Source organism: Streptomyces violascens (genome assembly GCF_014649955.1).
Taxonomy (GTDB): domain Bacteria; phylum Actinomycetota; class Actinomycetes; order Streptomycetales; family Streptomycetaceae; genus Streptomyces; species Streptomyces violascens.
In genome coordinates this window covers 35818-56835 of the sequence record NZ_BMUA01000009.1, presented here as the reverse complement: position 1 = coordinate 56835, position 21018 = coordinate 35818, and the positions used below count along the sequence as shown (strand labels likewise).

At 71.5% G+C, this 21018-nt stretch carries 20 protein-coding genes; 12 read left to right on the top strand and 8 right to left on the bottom strand.

Annotation, left to right across the window (positions count from 1 at the left end; genetic code table 11):
- Positions 1 to 104: 104 nt before the first annotated feature.
- From mce to IE206_RS19680, 7 genes are all read left to right on the top strand, one after another.
- Positions 105 to 545, top strand: coding sequence for a methylmalonyl-CoA epimerase (gene mce / locus IE206_RS19710; RefSeq protein ID WP_189963726.1), 441 nt, complete (start codon positions 105 to 107; stop codon positions 543 to 545).
- 200 nt (positions 546 to 745) lie between these two features.
- Positions 746 to 4936: a polarized growth protein Scy gene (gene scy / locus IE206_RS19705; protein ID WP_189963723.1), complete on the top strand. Its 4191-nt coding sequence runs from the start codon at positions 746 to 748 to the stop codon at positions 4934 to 4936.
- 114 nt (positions 4937 to 5050) lie between these two features.
- Positions 5051 to 5989, top strand: a complete 939-nt coding sequence (locus tag IE206_RS19700) for a coiled-coil domain-containing protein (RefSeq protein ID WP_114038199.1) — start codon at positions 5051 to 5053, stop codon at positions 5987 to 5989.
- Between the two features lie 96 nt (positions 5990 to 6085).
- Positions 6086 to 7084, top strand: coding sequence for an ABC transporter ATP-binding protein (locus tag IE206_RS19695; protein ID WP_189963721.1), 999 nt, complete (start codon positions 6086 to 6088; stop codon positions 7082 to 7084).
- A gap of 3 nt (positions 7085 to 7087) precedes the next feature.
- Complete coding sequence (locus IE206_RS19690) at positions 7088 to 7867, top strand: ABC transporter permease (protein WP_189963719.1); 780 nt, start codon at positions 7088 to 7090, stop codon at positions 7865 to 7867.
- Between the two features lie 131 nt (positions 7868 to 7998).
- Positions 7999 to 9171: an ABC transporter ATP-binding protein gene (locus IE206_RS19685; protein WP_189963716.1), complete on the top strand. Its 1173-nt coding sequence runs from the start codon at positions 7999 to 8001 to the stop codon at positions 9169 to 9171.
- Positions 9168 to 10019, top strand: coding sequence for an ABC transporter permease (locus IE206_RS19680; protein ID WP_189963714.1), 852 nt, complete (start codon positions 9168 to 9170; stop codon positions 10017 to 10019). The genes IE206_RS19685 and IE206_RS19680 overlap by 4 nt, the downstream gene beginning before the upstream one ends.
- Before the next feature lie 37 nt (positions 10020 to 10056).
- Here IE206_RS19680 and IE206_RS19675 read toward each other — a convergent pair whose 3' ends face one another.
- Complete coding sequence (locus IE206_RS19675) at positions 10057 to 10389, bottom strand: Rv1322 family protein (protein ID WP_189963712.1); 333 nt, start codon at positions 10387 to 10389, stop codon at positions 10057 to 10059.
- Between the two features lie 216 nt (positions 10390 to 10605).
- On the opposite strand from IE206_RS19675, the gene IE206_RS19670 reads away from it, so the two are divergent.
- Positions 10606 to 11643: an LLM class flavin-dependent oxidoreductase gene (locus tag IE206_RS19670; RefSeq protein ID WP_189963710.1), complete on the top strand. Its 1038-nt coding sequence runs from the start codon at positions 10606 to 10608 to the stop codon at positions 11641 to 11643.
- 81 nt (positions 11644 to 11724) lie between these two features.
- Here IE206_RS19670 and IE206_RS19665 read toward each other — a convergent pair whose 3' ends face one another.
- Positions 11725 to 12117 (bottom strand): SCO5389 family protein, encoded by a 393-nt coding sequence (locus IE206_RS19665; protein WP_053727014.1) that lies wholly within the window; start codon positions 12115 to 12117, stop codon positions 11725 to 11727.
- Between the two features lie 228 nt (positions 12118 to 12345).
- On the opposite strand from IE206_RS19665, the gene nucS reads away from it, so the two are divergent.
- Positions 12346 to 13017, top strand: coding sequence for an endonuclease NucS (gene nucS / locus IE206_RS19660; protein ID WP_189963708.1), 672 nt, complete (start codon positions 12346 to 12348; stop codon positions 13015 to 13017).
- A 91-nt stretch (positions 13018 to 13108) separates the two neighbouring features.
- Here the strand turns inward: nucS and IE206_RS19655 are convergent, their stop codons facing one another.
- From IE206_RS19655 to IE206_RS19640, 4 genes are all read right to left on the bottom strand, one after another.
- The gene (locus tag IE206_RS19655; protein ID WP_189963707.1) at positions 13109 to 15667 is read right to left on the bottom strand and encodes an ATP-binding protein; all 2559 of its coding nucleotides are present in this window, start codon (positions 15665 to 15667) and stop codon (positions 13109 to 13111) included.
- Positions 15668 to 15917: 250 nt separating this feature from the next.
- Positions 15918 to 16241, bottom strand: coding sequence for an STAS domain-containing protein (locus tag IE206_RS19650; protein WP_100577458.1), 324 nt, complete (start codon positions 16239 to 16241; stop codon positions 15918 to 15920).
- A gap of 134 nt (positions 16242 to 16375) precedes the next feature.
- A complete protein-coding gene (locus tag IE206_RS19645) occupies positions 16376 to 17224 on the bottom strand; it encodes a 3-hydroxyacyl-CoA dehydrogenase family protein (RefSeq protein ID WP_189963705.1) in 849 nt (282 codons plus the stop codon).
- A gap of 135 nt (positions 17225 to 17359) precedes the next feature.
- Complete coding sequence (locus IE206_RS19640; RefSeq protein WP_189963703.1) at positions 17360 to 18001, bottom strand: TetR/AcrR family transcriptional regulator; 642 nt, start codon at positions 17999 to 18001, stop codon at positions 17360 to 17362.
- Positions 18002 to 18083: 82 nt separating this feature from the next.
- On the opposite strand from IE206_RS19640, the gene IE206_RS19635 reads away from it, so the two are divergent.
- Genes IE206_RS19635 through IE206_RS19625 form a run of 3 tightly spaced genes read left to right on the top strand, consistent with a single transcriptional unit; the run spans position 18084 to position 20223 of the window.
- On the top strand, positions 18084 to 18866 hold the full coding sequence (locus IE206_RS19635) for an ABC transporter ATP-binding protein (RefSeq protein WP_189963701.1): 783 nt from the start codon (positions 18084 to 18086) through the stop codon (positions 18864 to 18866).
- Between the two features lie 9 nt (positions 18867 to 18875).
- The gene (locus IE206_RS19630) at positions 18876 to 19637 is read left to right on the top strand and encodes an ABC transporter permease (protein ID WP_189963698.1); all 762 of its coding nucleotides are present in this window, start codon (positions 18876 to 18878) and stop codon (positions 19635 to 19637) included.
- 13 nt (positions 19638 to 19650) lie between these two features.
- A complete protein-coding gene (locus tag IE206_RS19625; protein WP_189963696.1) occupies positions 19651 to 20223 on the top strand; it encodes a cob(I)yrinic acid a,c-diamide adenosyltransferase in 573 nt (190 codons plus the stop codon).
- A gap of 144 nt (positions 20224 to 20367) precedes the next feature.
- On the opposite strand, the gene IE206_RS19620 is transcribed toward IE206_RS19625, so the two are convergent.
- Together IE206_RS19620 and IE206_RS19615 are read right to left on the bottom strand one after the other, a co-directional pair.
- Positions 20368 to 20562: a hypothetical protein gene (locus IE206_RS19620; RefSeq protein ID WP_189963694.1), complete on the bottom strand. Its 195-nt coding sequence runs from the start codon at positions 20560 to 20562 to the stop codon at positions 20368 to 20370.
- Positions 20562 to 20978, bottom strand: a complete 417-nt coding sequence (locus tag IE206_RS19615; RefSeq protein ID WP_189963692.1) for a hypothetical protein — start codon at positions 20976 to 20978, stop codon at positions 20562 to 20564. Before IE206_RS19615 ends, IE206_RS19620 begins: the two co-directional genes overlap by 1 nt.
- Positions 20979 to 21018 lie beyond the last annotated feature (40 nt).

Sequence of the window (21018 nt, the reverse complement as noted above, 5' to 3'; positions counted from 1 at the left end):
GGGTTTACTTCGAATGTACTGAGCGGTACTGCCCACGTCACCGGGCAGCCGGTGTGATCGCGCGCACGTTGCGTAATCACCCCTGCGAGCGCTGCACTGGACCCATGCTGACGCGAATCGACCACATCGGGATCGCCTGTTTCGACCTCGACAAGACCGTCGAGTTCTACCGTGCGACGTACGGATTCGAGGTGTTCCACACCGAGGTCAACGAGGAACAGGGCGTGCGCGAGGCCATGCTCAAGATCAACGAGACCTCCGACGGCGGGGCCTCCTACCTCCAGCTCCTGGAGCCGACCCGCGAGGACTCCGCGGTCGGCAAGTGGCTGGCCAAGAACGGCGAGGGCGTCCACCACATCGCCTTCGGCACCGGGGACGTCACGGCCGACTCCGAGGCCATCCGCGACAAGGGCGTACGGGTCCTGTACGACCAGCCGCGCATCGGTTCGATGGGCTCGTCGATCACGTTCCTGCACCCCAAGGACTGCCACGGCGTGCTCACCGAACTCGTCACTTCCGCCCCGGAAGGCACCACCGCCCACTGAGCCCGCACGGTGGAGGCCGGACCTCCGGATACTCGGCCCGGTACAGTGGGCGGTTCCGGGCCGGGGTCGGGTCGGGGCCTGGGACCCACGCCCCTGTTTTGATCTGACACCATTCACCGGGGGCCCGTCCGCTGTTACTCGCGGTCGGACGGCGCTCGTACGGGCAGTGTTCGCGACCAGGGGACGGATGGGACCGCGCAGTGCGGGGCTACGAACGCCAGGAGAGCCAGAGCCACCGGCCTGACGACCACCTCTCGCGGTTCGAGGCCGAGATGGAGCGGCTGAAGACCGAGCGGGAGAAGGCCGTTCAGCACGCCGAGGATCTCGGCTACCAGGTCGAAGTGCTGCGCGCCAAGCTCCACGAGGCGCGCCGCAATCTCGCGACCCGTCCCGCCTACGATGCGGCGAACGTCGGCTACCAGGCCGAACAGCTGCTCCGCAATGCCCAGATGCAGGCCGAGCAGCTGCGCACCGACGCCGAGCGCGAGCTGCGCGACGCCCGGGCCCAGACCCAGCGGATCCTCCAGGAGCACGCCGAGCACCAGGCGCGTCTCCAGGCCGAGCTGCACGCCGAGGCCGTCAATCGCCGCCAGCGCCTGGACCAGGAGCTGGCCGAGCGCCGGGCCACCGTCGAGTCGCACGTCAACGAGAACGTGGCGTGGGCCGAACAGCTGCGCGCCCGCACCGAGTCGCAGGCCCGCCGGCTCATGGAAGAGTCCCGCGCCGAGGCCGAGCAGGCGCTCGCCGCGGCCCGCGCCGAGGCGACGCGCATCGCCGAGGAGGCCCGCCAACGGCTCGGCGCCGAGGCCGAGTCGGCCCGCGCCGAGGCCGAGGCCACGCTGCTGCGCGCCCGCAAGGACGCCGAGCGGCTCCTGAACGCGGCCTCCACGCAGGCCCAGGAGGCCACCTCCCACGCCGAGCGGCTGCGTACGACCACCACCGCCGAGGCCGACCAGGCGCGCCAGCAGGCGGCCGAGCTGAGCCGGGCCGCCGAGCAGCGGATGCAGGAGGCCGAGGCCGCGTTGCGCGAGGCGCGCGCCGAGGCCGAACGGGCCGTCACCGAGGCCAAGGAGGCCGCGGCCAAGCAGCTCGCGAGCGCCGAGTCCGCCAACGAACAGCGCACCAGGACCGCGAAGACCGAGATCGCCCGGCTCGTCGCGGAAGCCACCAAGGAGTCCGAGACCCTCAAGGCCGAGGCCGAGCAGGCGCTCGAGGACGCGAAGGCGGAGGCCGAGCGGCTGCGCACGGAGGCCGCCGAGTCGGCGCGCTCCAGCGCCGCCGAGGACACCGCGGCCCAGCTCGCCAAGGCCGCGCGCACGGCCGAGGAGGTGCTGACCAAGGCGTCCGAGGACGCCCGGGAGACCACCCGCAAGGCGTCCGCGGAGGCCGAGCGGATCCGCCACGAGGCGGAGGCCGAGGCGGAGCGGCTGCGCGGCGAGGCGGCCGAGCAGGCCGACGAGCTCAAGGGCGCGGCCAAGGACGACACCAAGGAGTACCGGGCCAAGACGGTCGAGCTCCAGGAGGAGGCCCGCCGGCTGCGCGGCGAGGCCGAGCAGCTGCGCGCCGAGGCGGTCGCCGAGGGCGAGCGCATCCGGGGCGAGGCACGGCGCGAGGCCGTGCAGCAGATCGAGGAGGCGGCCAAGACCGCCGAGGAGCTCCTCGCCAAGGCGAAGGCCGACGCCGACGAGCTGCGGACGACCGCGGGCAACGAGTCCGAGCGCGTACGCAATGAAGCGGTCGAGCGGGCCAACACGCTGCGCAGGCAGGCCGAGGAGACGCTGGAGCGCACCCGCGCCGAGGCCGAGCGAATGCGCACGGAGGCCGAGGAGCAGGCCGAGCAGACCACAACGGACGCCGAGCAGGCGGCAGTTGAGCTCCGCGCGGAGACCGAGCGGGCCATAGCGGCCCGTCAGGCCGAGGCCGCCGAGGAACTGACCCGTCTGCACACCGAGGCCGAGCAGCGCCACGCCGCCGCCGAGCAGGCCCTCACCGACGCCCGCGCCGAGGGCGAGCGGATCCGGCGCGAGGCCGCGGAGGAGAGCGAGCGGATCCGCACCGAGGCCGCCGAGCGCATCCGTACGCTCCAGGCGCAGGCCGAGCAGGAGGCCGAGCGGCTGCGCACCGAGGCCGCTTCCGATGCGGCGACCGCCCGTTCCGAGGCGGAGAACGCGGCGTCCCGGCTGCGCGCCGAGGCGTCCGCGGAGGCCGAGCGGCTCAAGTCCGAGGCGCAGGAGACGGCCGACCGGATGCGTGCGGAGGCCGCGGCCGCCGCCGAGCGCGTCGGCGCCGAGGCCGCCGAGGCACTGGCCTCCGCCCAGGAGGAGTCCGCCCGGCGCCGCCGCGAAGCCGAAGAAACGCTCAACTCGGCGCGCGCGGAAGCCGATTCGGAGCGCGCCCAGGCCCGCGAGCAGAGCGAGGACCTGCTCGCCTCCGCCCGCAAGCGGGTCGAGGAGGCGCAGGCCGAGGCGCAGCGGCTCGGCGAGGAGGCCGACCGGCGCGCAACCGAGCTGGTGTCGGCGGCCGAGCAGACCGCCAAGGACGTACGGGATTCGGTGTCCGGGCTCCGCGAGGAGGCCGAGCAGGAGATCGCCGGTCTGCGCAGCGCGGCCGAGCACGCGGCGGAGCGCACCACGACCGAGGCGCAGGAGGAGGCGGACCGGGTCCGCGCCGACGCGCACGCCGAGCGGGAGCGCGCGAGCGAGGACGCGGGCCGGGTCCGGGCCCGTGCCCAGGAGGAGTCCGAGGCCGCCAAGGCGCTGGCCGAGCGGACCGTCGCGGACGCCATGGCCGAGGCGGAGAAGGCCCGTTCGGACGCCTCCGAGTACGCGCAACGCATGCGCACCGAGGCCTCCGACGCGCTCGCCTCCTCCGAGCAGGACGCGGCCCGCACCCGGGCCGAGGCCCGCGAGGACGCCAACCGCATCCGCTCCGACGCCGCGAGCCAGGCCGACCGCCTGGTCACCGAGGCGACGGCGGAGGCCGAGCGGCTCGCCGCCGAGTCGACCGCCGAGGCCGAGCGCCTCACCACCGAGGCCCAGCAGGTACGGGTCGAGGGCCAGGCCGAGGCCGACGCGCTGCGCGCCGAGGCCCGCGAGGAGGCCGACCGGGTCACCTCCGCGGCCCTCGCCGAGGCCGAGCAGGTCACGACGGCCGCCCGCGAGCAGGCCGAGCGGGTCACCAGCAAGGCCGAGGCGGACGCCGAGCGCACCACGAACGAGGCCAACGCTTACGCCGAGTTGGTCACCACCGAGGCGCGCGCGGACGCGGGTTCCACGCTGGGCGCGGCCAGTGCCGAGGCCGAGCAGACCATAAACGAAGCCCGCGCCGAGGCCGACCGGATCCTCGACGAGGCACGCCGGGCCGCCGACAAGCGGCGTACGGACGCGGCCGCCCAGGCCGACCAGCTCATCGCGGAGGCGAGCGGCGAGGCCGAGCGGCTGCGCGCCGAGGCCGCCGACACGGTGGGCTCCGCCCAGCAGGCCGCCGAGCGGATCCGGGCCGAGGCCGAGAAGAACAAGGCCCGTACCGAGGAGGCCGCGGAGAAGACCCGGGCCGAGGCCCGCGAGGAGGCGGACCGGCTGCTCGACGAGGCCCGCACGGCCGCCGCCAAGCGGCGTGCGGACGCGGCCGAGCAGGCCGACCAGCTCATCAACAAGGCCCAGGAGGAGGCGCTGCGCGCCGCCACCGAGGCCGAGGAGCAGGCCGACACGATGGTCGGCGCGGCCCGCAAGGAGGCCGAGCGGATCGTCGCGGAGTCGACGGTCGAGGGCAACTCCCTGGTGGAGAAGGCCCGTACGGACGCCGACGAGCTGCTCGCCGGTGCGCGCGCGGACGCCACCGCCATAAGGGAGCGCACCGAGGAGGTGCGTTCGCGCACCGAGGCGGAGATCGAGGAGCTGCACGAGCGGGCCCGCCGCGAGAGCGCCGAGCAGATGAAGTCGGCGGGCGAGCGCGTCGACAAGCTGGTGAAGGCCGCCACCGAGCAGGCCGCCGAGGCCGAGGCCAAGGCCAAGGAGCTGGTCTCCGACGCCAACTCCGAGGCGGGCAAGGTGCGTATCGCCGCGGTGAAGAAGGCGGAGGCGCTGCTCAAGGAGGCCGAGACCAAGAAGGCCGAGCTGATCCGCGAGGCCACCGCGCTGCGCGACGAGGCGGCCGCCGAGGCGCGCCGCACGGTCGAGGAGGGCAAGCGCGAACTCGACGTCCTGGTACGGCGGCGCGCCGACATCAATGCCGAGATCTCCCGCGTCCAAGATGTACTTGAGGCTCTGGAGTCGTTCGAGGCGCCGGGCGGGGGCGGCAAGTCCGCCTCGGGCGGTGGTTCCTCCGCAGGTGTGAAGGCGGGTGCCGCCGCTGGAGCAACTCGTTCGAGTGGCAAGTCCTCCGAGGGGTAGCCACTCAAAAGGCTGGACATTCTCCAGATCAAACCGGCATCCGCTCGATGACACGCCGCTTGGGCCCCTAGGATTCCCCCTATCACCTCACCGGTCTCATTCGACAGGAACCCCATGAGCGACACTTCCTCCCCCTTCGGCTTCGAGCTCGTGCGGCGTGGTTACGACCGCGGTCAGGTGGATGACCGCATTACCAAGCTCGTCGCCGACCGTGACAGTGCTCTGGCACGGATCACTTCTCTGGAAAAGCGCATCGAGGAGCTCCACCTCGAAACGCAGAACGCCCAGGCCCAGGTGAACGACGCGGAGCCGTCGTACGCGGGTCTGGGTGCGCGTGTCGAAAAGATCCTGCGGCTCGCCGAGGAAGAGGCGAAGGACCTGCGCGAGGAGGCCCGCCGGGCCGCCGAACAGCACCGTGAGCTCGCCGAGTCGGCCGCCCAGCAGGTGCGCAACGACGCCGAGTCGTTCGCCTCCGAGCGCAAGGCGAAGGCCGAGGACGAGGGCGTACGGATCGTCGAGAAGGCGAAGGGTGACGCCTCTCAGCTCCGTTCCGAGGCGCAGAAGGACGCGCAGTCCAAGCGCGAGGAGGCGGACGCGCTCTTCGAGGAGACCCGCGCCAAGGCCGCCCAGGCCGCCGCGGACTTCGAGACGAACCTCGCCAAGCGCCGCGAGCAGTCCGAGCGCGACCTGGCGTCGCGTCAGGCCAAGGCCGAGAAGCGCCTCGCGGAGATCGAGCACCGCGCGGAGCAGCTCCGCCTGGAGGCCGAGAAGCTGCGTACGGACGCGGAGCGCCGGGCGCGCCAGACCGTGGAGACCGCCCAGCGCCAGGCCGAGGACATCGTGGCCGACGCCAACGCCAAGGCGGACCGGATCCGTTCGGAATCCGAGCGCGAGCTGGCGGCGCTCACCAACCGCCGCGACTCGATCAACGCTCAGCTGACCAACGTCCGCGAGATGCTGGCGACGCTGACCGGTGCGGCCGTGGCCGCCGCCGGCTCCCCGGTCGACGACGAGCCCGTCTCGCGCGGCGTCCCGGCGCAGCAGTCCCGCTAGTCCCCGCAGCCCTTCCCCCGTGGGCTGCGGTCGAGGGTCGCGAAGCCCCCTGCCACTCCGGTGGCAGGGGGCTTTGCGCACCCTTAGCGTGGTCGCATGATCGAGCTAGAGGGCCTCACCAAGCGCTATGGCAGCAAGGTCGCCGTCGATCACCTGTCCTTCCAGGTCAAACCCGGTGTGGTGACCGGATTCCTGGGGCCCAACGGGGCCGGCAAGTCGACGACCATGCGCATGCTGCTCGATCTGGACAATCCGACCAGTGGGACCGTACGCATCGACGGCAGGCACTACCGGGAGCTGGCCGAGCCGCTGAAGTACATCGGGGCGCTGCTCGATGCCAAGGCGATGCACGGCGGCCGCACGGCGTACAACAACCTGCTGTGCCTTGCCGAGTCCAACCGGATTCCGGCCGCGCGGGTCTCCGAGGTGCTCGATACGGTCGGGCTCTCCGCGGTGGCGAAGAAGAAGGCGAAGGGCTTCTCGCTGGGTATGGGGCAGCGCCTGGGAATCGCCTCCGCGCTGCTCGGTGATCCCGAGATCCTGATGTTCGACGAACCCGTCAATGGTCTGGACCCCGAGGGAATTCACTGGATCCGCAATCTCATGAAGCAGCTCGCGGGTGAAGGGAGAACGATCTTCGTTTCGTCTCACCTGATGAGCGAAATGGCACTCACCGCGGATCACTTGATCGTTATCGGGCAGGGCCGACTGCTCGCCGATACATCGATGGCCGATTTCATCCGGCAGAACTCGCGGAGTTTCGTCAGACTGCGTTCACCGCAGTGGGAACGCCTCCTCGACGTGCTGAACCAGAACAGCGTCCCCTTCCTCCAGACCGGCGACGGCGCCATCGAAATCGACAACGGCAGGATCGAGGCGCTCGGCGAACTCGCCGCCCGGCACCAGCTCGTCCTGCATGAACTGTCGGGCCAGCAGGCCTCCCTGGAAGAGGCGTTCATGCAGATGACGGCGGGTTCGGTGGAGTACCACGCACACGGCGCCACCACCCCCGGCGGGCCGCCCCCGCCGCCGGACCGGGGCGCCGGGCGGCAGGCGCCGAACTGGGGCGCGCACGATCAGGGCCGGGGGGTCTGAGCCATGGCATCGCTCCCCGCGGTCCTCAAATCCGAGTGGACCAAGATCCGTACGGTCTCCTCGACGACCTGGACGCTGGCCTGCGCCCTGATCGTCACGGTCGCCATCAGCGCCGCGCTGTGCGCGCTGATGAGGTCACAGTTCGACGACCTCAAGCCGGCCGAGAAGCTGACCTTCGACCCGACGTTCATCAGCTTCTCCGGGATGATCCTCGGTCAGCTGGCGATGGTCGTCTTCGGCGTCCTGGTGGTCGGCACCGAGTACAGCTCGGGCATGATCCGCTCCTCGCTGGCGGCCGTGCCGCGCCGGGGCACGTTTCTGTTCGCCAAGCTGACCGTGGCGACGCTGCTCGCACTGGTCGTGGGCATGGCGACCAGCTTCCTGTCGTTCTTCCTCGGCCAGGCGCTGCTCGGCCCGCACAGGACGACGATCGGCGAGCCCAATGTGCTGCGGGCGGTCGTCGGCGCCGGGCTCTACATGGCGCTGATCGCGCTGTTCTCGATGGGTGTCGCCACGATGCTGCGCAGCTCGATGCTGTCGCTGGGCATCCTGATGCCGTTCTTCTTCCTGATCTCGCAGATCCTCTCCGCCGTGCCGGGCGCCAAGAACGTGGCCCGCTACTTCCCCGACCGGGCCGGCTCGCAGATCATGCAGGTGGTCCCGGACGCGATGAACAGCGATCCGGCGCCGTACGGGCCCTGGGGCGGCCTGGGCATCATGGTGCTGTGGGTGATCGCGGCGCTGGCCGGCGGCTATCTCGTCCTGCGCAAACGGGACGCCTGACCGGCCTGCGCAGACGCGACGACTTAGCCGGAACCGTCAAGGCCTGGATAAGCTCCTCACTCATACGGGGGCATGCCGGCCGTAGGCCGGACACCGCCCCGACGACCCAAAACCGTCGATGGGGCTGGAGAATGATCGAGGCAGTCGGCCTGACGAAGCGCTACGGCGCCAAGACGGCCGTGCACAACCTTTCCTTTCAGGTACGACCCGGCGCGGTCACCGGTTTCCTGGGGCCCAACGGCTCCGGCAAGTCCACGACCATGCGCATGATCCTCGGCCTGGACCAGCCGACCGCCGGCCATGTGACCATCGGCGGCCACCCCTTCCGCAACCTCCCGAACGCCCCGCGCCAGGTAGGCGCGCTGCTCGACGCGAAGGCCGTGCACGGGGGCCGCAGCGCCCGCAACCACCTGCTCTCGCTCGCCCAGCTCTCCGGCATTCCCGCCCGCCGGGTCGACGAAGTGCTCGGTGTGGTCGGCCTCCAGGAGGTGGCCAAGCGCCGCTCCAAGGGGTTCTCGCTCGGTATGGGCCAGCGCCTCGGCATCGCGGCGGCGCTGCTCGGCGACCCGCAGGTGCTGCTCTTCGACGAGCCGGTCAACGGCCTCGACCCCGAGGGCATCCTGTGGGTGCGCAACCTGATGAAGCAGCTCGCCGCCGAGGGCCGCACCGTGTTCGTGTCCTCGCACCTGATGAGCGAGATGGCGCTGACCGCCGACCACCTGATCGTGATCGGCCGCGGCCAGCTGCTCGCGGACATGCGGATCACCGACTTCATCTCGCACAACTCCGCCGACTTCGCCCGGGTGCGCACCCCCGGCACAGACCCCGCCCAGCGCGAGAAGCTGACCTCCGCGCTGACCGAGGCGGGCGGCCAGGTGATGCCCGAGCCGGACGGCGCGCTGCGCGTGACCGGCCTCGCGCTGCCCCGCATCAGCGACGTCGCCCATGAGGCGGACGTACGCCTGTGGGAGCTGTCCCCGCACCAGGCCTCGCTGGAAGAGGCGTACATGCGGATGACGCAGGGCGCGGTCGACTACCGCTCGACGGCCGACCAGAAGGCGGGCCTGCAGCCGGCCATGCCGCCCGGGTACGCGCCGCCGCAGGTCGTCCCCGAGGTACCGCAGCACGGCTGGTACGCACCGCCGCCGCCCGGCCAGAACCCGTACGCGGCCGCGCCCCAGCAGGCGCCGGTGCAGCAGCCGCCGGTGCAGCAGGCACCGCAGCCCCAGCCGCCCGCCGCTCCCCCGGTTCCGCAGGCCCCGGCCGCGCCTGCCGCCCCGACCAAGCCCGAGGACGCCCGATGAGCACCCCCTACCAGCAGCAGCCGCACCCCCAGCAGGCGCCGGGCGGCCCGCTCGGCACGTACACCTCGCCGATCGCCGTGCGGCGGGCCACCTTCGGTGACGCGCTCGCCTCCGAGTGGACCAAGATCCGGTCAGTGCGTTCCACCATGTGGACATTGGGTGTGCTGATCGTGCTCCTCCTCGGCCTCGGTCTGCTCACCGGCATCGTCGTGCGGTCCAGCGACGCGCACATGGGCGACAACTCGGTCCTGCTGCTCGGCTTCTACGGAGTACTGCTCGGCACGATCTGCGTGATCACCCTCGGCGTGCTGACCATCGCGTCCGAGTACGGCACCGGCATGATCCGTACGACCCTGACGGCCTGCCCGAGCCGGGGCCGGATCCTGGCCGCCAAGTCGGTCGTCTTCTTCCTGCTCGCCTTCGTGATCGTGACGGCCATGACGACGCTGGTCGCGGCCATCCAGAGCGCCCTGCTGCCGGACGCGAGGACGCCGAGCGGCGGCGAGTGGCTGCGTGCCACCGTCGGCGTCGGCCTCTACATCGCGATGCTCGGGCTGCTGTCCCTCGCGGTGGGCGCGCTCATCCGGCACTCCGCGGGCTCGATCACGATCATGATCGGCGTGGTGCTGCTCCCGCTGGTGCTCGCCCTGTTCATGTTCACCCCGTCGCTGGAGGGCGTGCGGAACTTCCTCCTGGAGTACTCGATCCCGAGCCAGCTGAGCGCCTTCTACGGAGAATCGATCTCGGGCTCCGGGCCGGCCGGCTGGGACCCGCTGTGGATCATCACGGGGATCACCGCGGTCGCCCTGGGCGGCGCGTTCCTGTCGCTCAACTCCCGCGACGTATAAGGACGTATGGGGGCGTTCGTCCCTCTGCCGAGGGCGTTCAGTACCTCGGCGCGTTCCTGGACCGCTGCACCCGCGTGGTGCGGCGGTCCTTCGCGTTCCAGCACGCCTTGTGCCAGTGCCGGCGCTCGTCGACGCCCGCGTACTCGGGCCATGCGACCAAGTGCGGTGCGCCGGAGGGGATCTCCTGGTCGCAGCCGGGGCAGCGATACCGCTTGCCCGCGGCACTGGCCCCCGCCACATGCCGCACCGACCACTCCTCGCCCTGCCAGGACTCGGTGCCCTGCAGCCCGAAACGGTCGCCGCCCTCCGTCCGGTTCTCGGACTCGGTCGGCTTCTCGCCGCCCTTGGGGCGGTTGCGGCGCGGGGACACGTAGACACCTCACGGGGCGGGTCGGACGTTTCTCTCCAGCCTAGGCCCATGCACGACGGGTACCCGCCCGGGTAGGGCGTGCCAGAGTCACCCGTTAGAGGGACTCTTAGCCGACAATCGCAAGAAGTTGGCGTCAGACCGTGCCTTTGGCACTTGTCAGACGTTCTTGCCAGTAAGAGGGGGAGAACTGCGTCGGCCGCAAGGAGGCAGAAGGCCATGCATGTGGGAACTTTTGTACTGGCAGCCCAGTTCCCGGGCCAGGGGCAGGGAGAAACGCTCCATCGTGCGGTCAGGTCCGCCGAGGTGGCCGAGGAGGCCGGGCTTGACTCGGTGTGGCTGGCCGAACACCACTTCGTACCGTACGGCGTGTGCCCGTCGGCTGTGACGCTGGCGGCGTTATTGCTCGGGCGTACGAAACGGATCAGGGTCGGCACCGCGGTCACCGTGCTGCCGACCGCACACCCGGTGGCGCTCGGCGAACAGGCCGCGCTGCTGCACCTCACCTCCGGCGGGCGGTTCACGCTCGGCGTGGGGCGCGGCGGGCCCTGGGTCGACCTGGAGGTCTTCGGCTCGGGCCTCAGGGCGTACGAGGAGGGCTTCCCGGAATCGCTCGATCTGCTCCTGCGCTGGCTGCGTGAGCCCCGCGTGGCCGGCTTGGGGGAACGATTCACCTTCCGGGAGGTCCCGGTCGTGCCGCGGCCCGACGAGATCCTGGACGGCGGTCCCGACGACGCCTGCCCCGAGGTGATCGTGGCCTGTACGTCACCGAGGAGCGTGAAGCTGGCCGCGGACCGCGGGCTGCCGATGCTGCTCGGGATGCACTGCGGCGACGAGGAGAAGGCCGAGATGGTCGCGCTGTGGCGCCGGGAGGCGCGGGCGGCGGGCCACACACCGGAGAAGGTGGCGACGGCGGGCCATGTGTCGGCCGGCGTCGCCCAGATCGCCGACCGCCGCGCCGAGGCCGCTGAGACGCTCCTGAAGTCGATGCCGGGCTGGCTGAAGCAGGGGCTTGACGCCCATGTGACGGTCGACGGCCGCCATCGCGCGATGCGTGATCCGGTGGCGTACACCGAACTCCTCTGCGGTCTGCACCCGGTCGGCACACCGCGCCTGGCCGCGGACCGCCTGGCCGCCACCTCCGAGCGCACGGGCATCACCCGCTTCGCCCTCCTGGTGGAGGGCTCGGGCGACCTGGCGGCGACGGAGGAGAACGTACGGCGCCTTGGCACGGAGGTGCTGCCGATGCTGAGCTAGCGCATGCCGGGCGCCGTGGCCCGAGTAGCCACCGCCCCGCGTCAGTTGCACCTCCCGCGACGCGGAGCGGCAGCGAAGACGTCAGCAGTCCCGAAGCTCCGGAGACTGGTTGAGCAGCTGACCCCTGATCGAGGTGAAGCGGGCGAGCCGCTCATCGGACGAGGGGTCCAGAGGGAACACCGCGACACGGTGGCAGTTCTGGAACGCCAGACGGACACCGAAGTGCCGCTGGAGCGCACCGCGAATGGCGTCACTCGCAAGGGCACGCAGCAGCTGGCCGCGCGCCTGCTCGTCCGGCGGTGGCGTCTGGTTGTCGGCGAACTCTCCGCCGTCGACCTTCAGCTGGGCCACCAGAGAGCTGATCATCTCCCACGCGTAGGGCAGGGAGGTCCGGACGCAGTCGACGAAGGCGGCTTCGTCGACCTCGCCTCGCTCGGCCTGTTCGAGTAGGGCCGGTGAGACGTCGAGCGACATGGTTTCTCCTCTCGCGACCCCGGGGAGCGGGGCCTTACGGGCAGGGAAAGGGAGCATGACGGCCGTCTCTCCCGACAACGCAGCGTGCGCGGCCGACAACCTCCCGCTTCCACGGTAGGCGCGATGTCCGGCCCGCGGCAGGTACTTGGCACATAACCGGCCAATAACGAACAGTGCACTCCTGGGCGAATCGCGTTCGGCGGGGGGAGTCGAGTAGCGTTGCCCACCATGCGTCTCGTCATCGCCCGCTGCTCCGTCGACTATGCGGGCCGCCTCACCGCCCACCTGCCCTCCGCCCCCCGTCTCATCCTCGTGAAGGCGGACGGCAGCGTCTCCATCCACGCTGACGACCGGGCCTACAAGCCCCTCAACTGGATGTCTCCGCCGTGCACCCTCAAGGAGGGCTCGGGGGACGACGAGGGCGTCTGGACCGTCATCAACAAGGCGGGCGAGAAGCTCATCATCACGATGGAGGAGGTCATCCACGACTCCTCCCACGAACTCGGCGTCGACCCTGGCCTGATCAAGGACGGCGTGGAAGCGCACCTCCAGGAGCTGCTCGCCGATCGGATCGAGACGCTCGGTGAGGGATACACCCTGATCCGCCGCGAATACCCCACGGCCATCGGCCCGGTGGACATCCTGTGTCGGGACGGTGACGGCAAGACCGTCGCGATCGAGATCAAGCGGCGCGGCGAGATCGACGGCGTGGAGCAGCTGACCCGCTATCTGGAGCTGCTCAACCGCGACCCGCACCTCGCTCCGGTCCAGGGCGTCTTCGCGGCCCAGGAGATCAAGCCCCAGGCCCGCGTGCTCGCCACCGACCGCGGCATCGGCTGCGTCGTGCTGGACTACGACGCCCTGCGCGGCATCGAGGACGACAAGCTCCGGCTGTTCTGAGCGTACGTACGAGAAGGGGCCCGCAGAGTGCTGCGGGCCCCTTCTCGTGCTGTACGGGGTCTTGCGCGGGCCCGGTGGCGACCGAGGGTGTCTAGGTCGCCGGGGCGCTCTTGGTGGGGCCGGTCGACGTCGGCGGCGGCTTGGAGGCGGCCGGCGCGCTCGACGTCGGGGATGTGGAGGCCGGGCTCGACGGCGGCGGCTTGGTGGAGGGTGGCGGCGGGCTGCTGCCACCACTGCTCGCCGGCGACGACGGAGTGGTCGGCGTCGAGGGGGTGGACGACGGGGTGCTGTGGGTCGGCGTCGGCGTGGGCGACGTCGGGTGCGACGGCTTCCCCGAGGTGGAGGGCTTGCCCGGCGTCGACGGCTTGGACGGCGTGGACGGCCCGGTCGACGGCTTGCCCGGGGTGCTCGGGCTGCCGCTGGTGCCCGGGACCGGCTGTCCGGAGGCGCCCGGCTTGCTGCTGGCGCCGGGCTTGCTCGGGCTCGCGGGGCCGCCGCCCTTGTTGTCGCCCGGCTTGGCACTGCTGCCCGGGTCGTTGGGGTCGGCGTTCAGGCCGCCGCTGCCGTCGTCCTCGTTGGCCGACTGCTGCTGCTTGACATGGCCGCCCTGGCCGTCGCCGTCGTTGTTGGAGGTCGCACCCAGCGTGACGACCGTGCCGAGCACCGCGGCGAGCAGCGCGCCGGCGCCGGCCGCGATGAGGTTGCGCCGGGCACCGCCGAACAGCGTGCGCCGCGCCTTGGGCATGGCGGCGCCGACCGGCGTGTCCCGCCGGGTGATCAACGTGGCTCCGGGGTCCGGGAGTTGGGCGGTCACCGCGGCCGGGGGAGCACCCACGGGCGGCGCCTTGGGCTCCTGGCGGCGGGCCGGCGGAGCCGGTTCCCCGGCGGGGGCGCGCCCGCCCGGGAGCAGCCCGCCGGAGCGGTCCTCGACCAGCGCGAGCGCCCGGCGGCCGGCGACGGTGCCGCGCTTGTCGGCGAGGGCGCCGCGCAGGCCGATGGAGGCCTCCAGCTCGGCGCGGGCCCGGTCCAGGCCGCCGCTGCAGAGCGCGAGGATGCCCAACTCGTGGTGGAAGTAGGCCTCTTCGGCCACCTCTCCGGTGAGCCGGGCGGCCTCGGACCCGACGCGCAGGGTGCGCTCCCAGGCGCCCCAGTGCAGGCCGGCGGCGAAGGCGGGCGCGGCGGTGCGGGCCAGCTTGACCGCGGTGGCGGGGTGTTCGCTCTGCTCGCCCGGTACGAGCGCGCTCATCGAGGCGAGCACCGCGTCCGCCTCGACGGCGGCCCGTTCGGGGGTGACCGAGGGGTGCCCGGTCCACCAGGTGTAGTGCTGGGCGGCGGCATGGGCCCGCTCGGCGGAGTCGGTGGCGTACCCGGTGCTCTCCAGCTGGGCGAGGACTCCGGCGGCGAGCCGGTAGCGGGAGCCGACCGGGGACAGGAGTCCGCTGTCGAGGAGTTCGCCGAGGGCGGCGTCCGCGTGGGTGTCGCCGACCAGGGCGGGCAGGTGCGCCTGGTGCGGCACCTCGCCACCGAGTGCGACCGCGAATCGCAGGGTGGCCCGGGCAGCCTCGCTCAGCCGGGAGGCGAGCAGGGCCGCGGGGGCCGCGCCCTCGCCCAGCGTGGGCAGCGCAATCTCGCGGCCCTCGCCCGAGAACACCGAGACCTCGCCGGGCTCCTCCGTCGGAAAGCCGTACGGATCGAGGGAGTTGGGCTCGCCGCGCAGGTGGTCGCGCTGCCGCAGCAGGGCGCCGGCCTGGACGAAGCGCAGCGGCAGGCCCTCGGACTCGAACCAGAGGTCGCCCGCCCAGTTGGCCTCCTCGTCGGTCAGCGCCCGGTCGACGGCCCGCTCCAGGAGTTCGAGCGAGGCGCTGCGGCCGAGGCCGGACAGGAAGACCTCTTCGACGTGCGAGTCGGACTGCGGCGCGGGCACGTCGGGGGTGGCGGCAAGGACGTAGGCGCACTCGGGCGTGGCCATGAGCAGCTCTTCGAGGGTGGCCCCGCCGAATTCGAGGTCGTCGAGCACGACGACGGCACCGATCTCGTGCACCCGCTCCAGGAGCGTGGCCCGGTCGGGCCGGTGCAGGGGCGCGTGGAACACCGTGGTGTACAGCTCGTGAAGGAGCTCGGTGGGGGTGCGGCGGTGGCCCGACAGGCGTACGACGCCGTCGGGGGCGAGCTCGGCGCAGTCACCGGCGACGGCGTCGAGCAGGGCGCTGCGCCCGGAGCCCGCGGGCCCGGTGAGCCGCACGGAGCGGCCGCGGCCGAGGAGGCGTACGAGCCTGGCGCGCTCCTCCTGCCGTTCGAGGAGGGCGGGGGTGGGCGTCATCAGGCCGGGTGGCAGCGGCGGCCGGGCGGCTCTCTCGCCCTCGGCCCGCTCGGCGGCGCTGCGCCGCACGGCACGGCCGGGTATCGCGCCCGGCGGGCAGTTCTCGATCTCGCTGCCGTCGACCGGATTGACGGTGAGCAGGAAGTCGCCGGAGACGAGCTGGACGGTGCGGGCGAGTCCTGCCGCGCGCGGTCCGAACTCGGGTGTGGCGGGCTCCCTGTCGCGCGGCGGGCGCTGCGGTCCGGCGCCCGGTTCCGCGTGTGCGCCCGCAACGCCGACCGTGTCGTCGGCATGGTTGAACTCTTCCGGTCCCCGGTTCATCGGGTCCATGGTGAAAGCCCCCCAGATGCGTGGTGCGTAAGGAATGCCCCTCCCGGCCCTTACGCACTTCGCTCTTCGCTGTCGCTTCTGGTCCGGTGCCCGCCGTGTGGGTTCGTCGATCGGCGGGAAGCCGAACCCTAGACCTGCGGACAGTATCTACGAACAGGCGGGGTGCCGCCCCGCCCAAGACGTCACAGTCTCGTGAGGATTGCGCGCGGAGTCCGTTTCCCTCGGCCCTGTCACGACAACTCCCCGGTTTCTACACGCGGGGCAGGGCCTCGGCGACGATGCCGCCCTCGATCGCGAGGATGCGGTGCAGCCGGGTGGCGACCAGGAGCCGCTGCATCTGGGGCGGTACGCCGCGCAGCACCAGGCGCCGGCCGCACCGCCCGGCCCGGCGGTGCGCTCCCATGATCACGCCGAGTCCGGTGGCGTCCCACGAGTCCAGTTCGGTGAGGTCGAGCACGAGGTCTCCGGCCCCGTCGTCGACCGCCGAGTGCAGGGCCGTACGGGCGTCCGCCGCGCTGCGGACGTCGAGGCGGCCCCCGACGACCAGCTCGACGTGGTCGCCCCTGATGTGCATATGCGCTCCCGAGAGTGCTCTGGCTTTCCAACCGACTCAACAACTGACTGCCCCACGGCCGCAGAAGTTGCCGCCCGTGAGCGAACCGATACCTAATTCACCCCTTGGAGTTAGGGTTTCGGGCTGTCGGCGGTTCAGTGCTTGTAGAAGCCCTGCCCGCTCTTGCGACCGATGTCACCCGCGTCCACCATCCGGCGCATCAGCTCCGGCGGGGCGAACTTCTCGTCCTGGGACTCCGTGTAGATGTTGCTGGTGGCGTGCAGCAGGATGTCGACGCCCGTGAGGTCGGCGGTGGCGAGCGGGCCCATCGCGTGGCCGAAGCCCAGCTTGCAGGCGAGGTCGATGTCCTCGGCGGTGGCCACGCCCGATTCGTACAGCTTGGCCGCCTCGACGACGAGTGCCGAGATGAGGCGGGTGGTCACGAAGCCGGCCACGTCGCGGTTGACCACGATGCAGGTCTTGCCGACCGACTCGGCGAACTCCCGCGCGGTGGCGAGGGTTTCGTCGCTGGTCTTGTAGCCGCGCACCAGCTCGCACAGCTGCATCATCGGGACCGGCGAGAAGAAGTGGACGCCGACGACCCGCTCGGGGTGCTCGGTGGCCGCCGCGATCTTGGTGATCGGGATGGCCGAGGTGTTGGAGGCGAGCACGGTGTCCGCGCGCACGATCTTGTCGAGCGTGCGGAAGATCTCGTGCTTGACCTCCAGCTTCTCGAAGACGGCCTCGACGACGATGTCGGCGTCGGCGGCCGCGTCCAGGTCGGTGGTCGTGGTGATGCGGGCGAGCGCGGCCTCGGCGTCCTCGGCGGCCAGCTTGCCCTTGCTCACGAACTTGTCGTACGAGGCCTTGATGCCGTCGGTGCCCCGGGTGAGGGCTTCGTCGGTGACGTCGCGCAGGACGACCTCCCAGCCCGCCTGGGCCGAGACCTGCGCGATACCGGACCCCATGAGTCCGGCTCCGATGACGGCGAGCTTCCTGGCCACGACACTTCCCTCCAACAGGTTTCCACCCAAGCCTTCTTGGCGGAGGCTATCGGCCGGGCGGCATTCTGGGAGTGCTAAGAGATGCGCGTCACGTCTCAGATGACGGACATCACACCGGACGGCGTGAGGTGGGTCTCAGCGGGCGCCCCGTACGGCGTAGTTGAGCACCTTGTCCCCCAGGAGTCCCTCCATCTCGTCGATCAGGACGAGCACCTCGCGGGAGACCACCTTGGGATCGCGGCCGGCCATCATCTCGCGGCTGATGGCGGCCATCGCCGCCTGGTGGACCCAGCCGATCTGACCCGCGACCAGTGAGGGCAGCGCCTCCTCGGGCGGCGCCCCGACTTCCTCGCGCAGGGTCACGTCCAGGTTGTCCAGGACCTCCTGGCCCACCGCCCACAGCCGGGCCTTGAGCGCGGGCGAGTCGTGGATGACGGCCATGAACCGGCTGTAGCCCTCCATCAGGCCGACCCGGGGCGAGACCGACTCGACCTCGGCGCGCAGCTCGCGCAGCACCGCCCCGGCGGCCGACTCCCCCTCGTCGCGGCCACGCACCCAGCGCGAGAGCCGGTCGACGATGCCACTGCTGCGGTCGAAGAACAGGTCCTCCTTGGCGGGGAAGTAGTTGTAGACGGTGTTCACGGACACGTCGGCCACCTCGGCGATCTCGGCGATCGTGACCGCCTCGAAGCCGCGCTCCAGGAAGAGCCCGGTGGCCAGGTCCGAGATCCGCTGCCTGGTCTCGCGCTTCTTCCGCTCCCTGAGTCCTTCTGTCATGGCTCCAGCGTAGGCGACCCCCTGCACTCTCTTAAATTTTGGTGCCATTGCAAAATTTAAGTCCCTCTGTTTTTCTTGACCCATGGCAATCATCAGCACGGCCGGGCTCGCCCGGACCTTCCCCAGCAAGGCAGGACCGGTCGAGGCGGTGCGCGGCATCGACCTGACGGTGCGGGCCGGCGAGATCCTCGGCTTCCTCGGCCCCAACGGCGCGGGCAAGACCACCACGCTGCGGATGCTCACCACGCTGCTCCCGCCGACCGGGGGAGCCGCGACCGTGGCCGGCCACGACCTGGTGCGCGACCCCGCCGCGGTGCGGCGGGCCTGCGGTTACGTGGCCCAGTCCGGCGGCGTCGACCCGAACATCTCCGTACGCGAGGAGCTGGTCACCCAGGGCCGCCTCTACCGGCTCGGCAAGGCCCAAGCCGCCCTGCGGGCAGGAGAGTTGGCGGCAGACCTCGGCCTCTGCGACCTCCTGGACCGCAAGACGTCGACGCTCTCCGGCGGACAACGGCGGCGCCTCGACATCGCGATGGGCCTGATGCACCGGCCCGCCGTGCTCTTCCTCGACGAGCCGACCACCGGCCTCGACCCGGGCAGCCGGACCGACCTGTGGGACCTGGTCCGCAGGATCCGGGCCGACCACGGCACCACCGTCTTCCTCACCACCCACTACCTGGACGAGGCCGACGCGCTCGCCGACCGCCTGGTGATCGTCGACAAGGGCGTGATCGTGGCCGAGGGCACGCCCACCGACCTCAAGACCCAGTACGCGGGCGGCCCCGACGCCTCGCTCCAGGACGCCTTCCTCGCCATCACCGGGCGCAGCGCCGCGCCGCAGGAATCCACCCCCGTAGCCGTCTAGGACTCCCCCATGACCGCCTCACCGCTGCTCTCCGACACCGCGCTGATCTTCGGCAGGTACGCCCGCCAGACCTTGCGCTCGAAGTTCCAGATCCTCTTCGGCATCCTGATGCCGCTGCTCTACCTGCTCTTCTTCGGCCCGCTCCTGACCGGAATGCCGCTGGGCTCGACCGGCAGCTCCTGGCAGGTCCTGGTACCCGGCCTGTTGCTCCAACTCGGCCTGTTCAGCGCCTCGTTCGCGGGGTTCGCGATCATCATCGAGAACGGCTACGGCGTCGTGGAGCGTATGCGCGTCACCCCCGTCTCGCGCCTGGCCCTGCTCCTTGGCCGGGTCCTGCGGGACGCCGCACTGTTCGTCTTCCAGGCCGTACTCCTGGTCCTCGCCGCGCTGGTGATGGGCCTGCGCGCCCCGCTGGCCGGGATCCTGATCGGCTTCGCCTTCGTGGCGCTGCTCACGCTGTCGCTGGCCTCGCTGTCCTACGCGCTGGCCATGAAGGTGCGCACTCCGCAGGGGTTCGGCCCGGCGATCAACTCCATCGCCATGCCGTCGATGCTGCTCTCCGGCCTGATGCTGCCCATGACGCTCGCGCCCGCCTGGCTGAACGTGCTGTCCCACTTCATGCCGTTCCGCTATCTGGTGGACGCGGTGCGCTCGGCCTATCTCGGCTCGTACGCCACCACGACCATGCTGTACGGGGGCCTGGTGGCGGTCGGTTTCGCGGTGCTGGCCGTGACGGTGGGCACACGCGTCTTCCGGACGGCCGGAGCGTAACTACTCTGGCCGCATGGTCAATCTGACGCGCATCTACACCCGCACCGGCGACCAGGGCACGACCGCCCTCGGCGACATGAGCCGGACCGCCAAGACCGATCTGCGGATCTCGGCGTACGCCGACACCAATGAGGCCAATGCCGTCATCGGCACGGCCGTCGCGCTCGGGCAGCTCCCCGAGGAGGTCGTGAAGGTGCTGGTCCGGGTCCAGAACGACCTGTTCGACGTGGGCGCGGACCTCGCCACGCCGGTCGTCGAGAACCCGGAGTACCCGCCGCTGCGGGTGGAGCAGTCCTACGTCGACAAGCTGGAGGCGGACTGCGACCGCTTCCTGGAGGACCTGGAGAAGCTGCGCAGCTTCATCCTGCCCGGCGGCACGCCCGGCGCGGCGCTGCTGCACCAGGCGTGCACGGTGGTGCGGCGCGCGGAGCGCTCGACGTGGGCGGCGCTCGAAGTGCACGGCACCGTCATGAACCCCCTGACGGCGACCTACCTGAACCGCCTCTCCGACCTCCTGTTCATCCTGGCCCGCACGGCGAACAAGGAGGTGGGGGACGTGCTGTGGGTGCCCGGTGGTGAGAGGTAGGGCTCGGGGGGCTGTGTGGTGCAGGGGGTGGCTCCCCGAGGCCCTTTGCGCAGTTCCCCGCGCCCCTGGACCCGTTTTCGGCCGCGGGCCGTCGTGGTTGCTCGCGCAGTTCCCCGCGCCCCTGGCAGCGCTGATGCCGGGCCGCTAGCGATCCGCCTGCGTATCTGCGTCCGCGGCCGCCGCCGCCGATTCCGCGTCGCTCACCTTCTTTTCCATCTGCTGCTCGGAGCCGGACGACGACCCGGACCGGGTCTGGGGGTGCGAGTGGGCGCAGCCCGTGGCGAGCGCGGCCGTCAGGGCCGCGGCCGCCACGGCGAGCGCCACGCCGCGGGCCCGCATCACTTGGCCCCGTTGTTGTTGGCCGCGCACCAGGAGGCCACGTCCTTGAGGTCCTTCTGGCGCTGCTGAAGGGTCGTCACCAAGCCCTTGCGGTAGGTGAGCTTGTGGTCGAGGTAGGTGGCGATTGCCGTGTGGCCCTCCTTCTTCGCGTTGTCCTCCCGCTGCTGCATCCGCGCCACCGAACCCGGCGTGTCCGCTCCCCCGCCGAGCCGGTTCAGGGCACGTTCGATGCGCTTCTCGGCCTTGGGCTCGCGCTTGCAGATGCCCTTGGCCCCGTCGCCGGTGGGAGCCTTCGCGGTGGCGGCCGGCGAGGGCGTCGAGTCCGCGAAGGCGCTGGGCGCGGTGACGGTCAGTACGGCCGTCGCGGCGAGGGCTGCCGCCGCGACCCGGCGGCGGTTGAAGATGGCGTTGCGCATGACTTGCCTCCGTGACGTACGGATTTCCGGTACGCCCCGG

What these genes read in the sequence shown, in the direction of transcription:
- IE206_RS19685 (WP_189963716.1), top strand. Translation starts at nt 7,999, where the DNA reads ATGATCGAGGCAGTCGGCCTGACGAAGCGCTACGGCGCCAAGACGGCC.
- IE206_RS19695 (WP_189963721.1), top strand. Translation starts at nt 6,086, where the DNA reads ATGATCGAGCTAGAGGGCCTCACCAAGCGCTATGGCAGCAAGGTCGCC.
- IE206_RS19655 (WP_189963707.1), bottom strand. Translation starts at nt 15,667, where the DNA reads ATGGACCCGATGAACCGGGGACCGGAAGAGTTCAACCATGCCGACGAC.
- IE206_RS19700 (WP_114038199.1), top strand. Translation starts at nt 5,051, where the DNA reads ATGAGCGACACTTCCTCCCCCTTCGGCTTCGAGCTCGTGCGGCGTGGT.
- IE206_RS19635 (WP_189963701.1), top strand. Translation starts at nt 18,084, where the DNA reads ATGGCAATCATCAGCACGGCCGGGCTCGCCCGGACCTTCCCCAGCAAG.
- mce (WP_189963726.1), top strand. Translation starts at nt 105, where the DNA reads ATGCTGACGCGAATCGACCACATCGGGATCGCCTGTTTCGACCTCGAC.
- IE206_RS19690 (WP_189963719.1), top strand. Translation starts at nt 7,088, where the DNA reads ATGGCATCGCTCCCCGCGGTCCTCAAATCCGAGTGGACCAAGATCCGT.
- nucS (WP_189963708.1), top strand. Translation starts at nt 12,346, where the DNA reads ATGCGTCTCGTCATCGCCCGCTGCTCCGTCGACTATGCGGGCCGCCTC.
- IE206_RS19640 (WP_189963703.1), bottom strand. Translation starts at nt 18,001, where the DNA reads ATGACAGAAGGACTCAGGGAGCGGAAGAAGCGCGAGACCAGGCAGCGG.
- IE206_RS19625 (WP_189963696.1), top strand. Translation starts at nt 19,651, where the DNA reads ATGGTCAATCTGACGCGCATCTACACCCGCACCGGCGACCAGGGCACG.
- IE206_RS19620 (WP_189963694.1), bottom strand. Translation starts at nt 20,562, where the DNA reads ATGCGGGCCCGCGGCGTGGCGCTCGCCGTGGCGGCCGCGGCCCTGACG.
- IE206_RS19615 (WP_189963692.1), bottom strand. Translation starts at nt 20,978, where the DNA reads ATGCGCAACGCCATCTTCAACCGCCGCCGGGTCGCGGCGGCAGCCCTC.
- IE206_RS19650 (WP_100577458.1), bottom strand. Translation starts at nt 16,241, where the DNA reads ATGCACATCAGGGGCGACCACGTCGAGCTGGTCGTCGGGGGCCGCCTC.
- IE206_RS19665 (WP_053727014.1), bottom strand. Translation starts at nt 12,117, where the DNA reads ATGTCGCTCGACGTCTCACCGGCCCTACTCGAACAGGCCGAGCGAGGC.
- IE206_RS19670 (WP_189963710.1), top strand. Translation starts at nt 10,606, where the DNA reads ATGCATGTGGGAACTTTTGTACTGGCAGCCCAGTTCCCGGGCCAGGGG.
- IE206_RS19630 (WP_189963698.1), top strand. Translation starts at nt 18,876, where the DNA reads ATGACCGCCTCACCGCTGCTCTCCGACACCGCGCTGATCTTCGGCAGG.
- IE206_RS19680 (WP_189963714.1), top strand. Translation starts at nt 9,168, where the DNA reads ATGAGCACCCCCTACCAGCAGCAGCCGCACCCCCAGCAGGCGCCGGGC.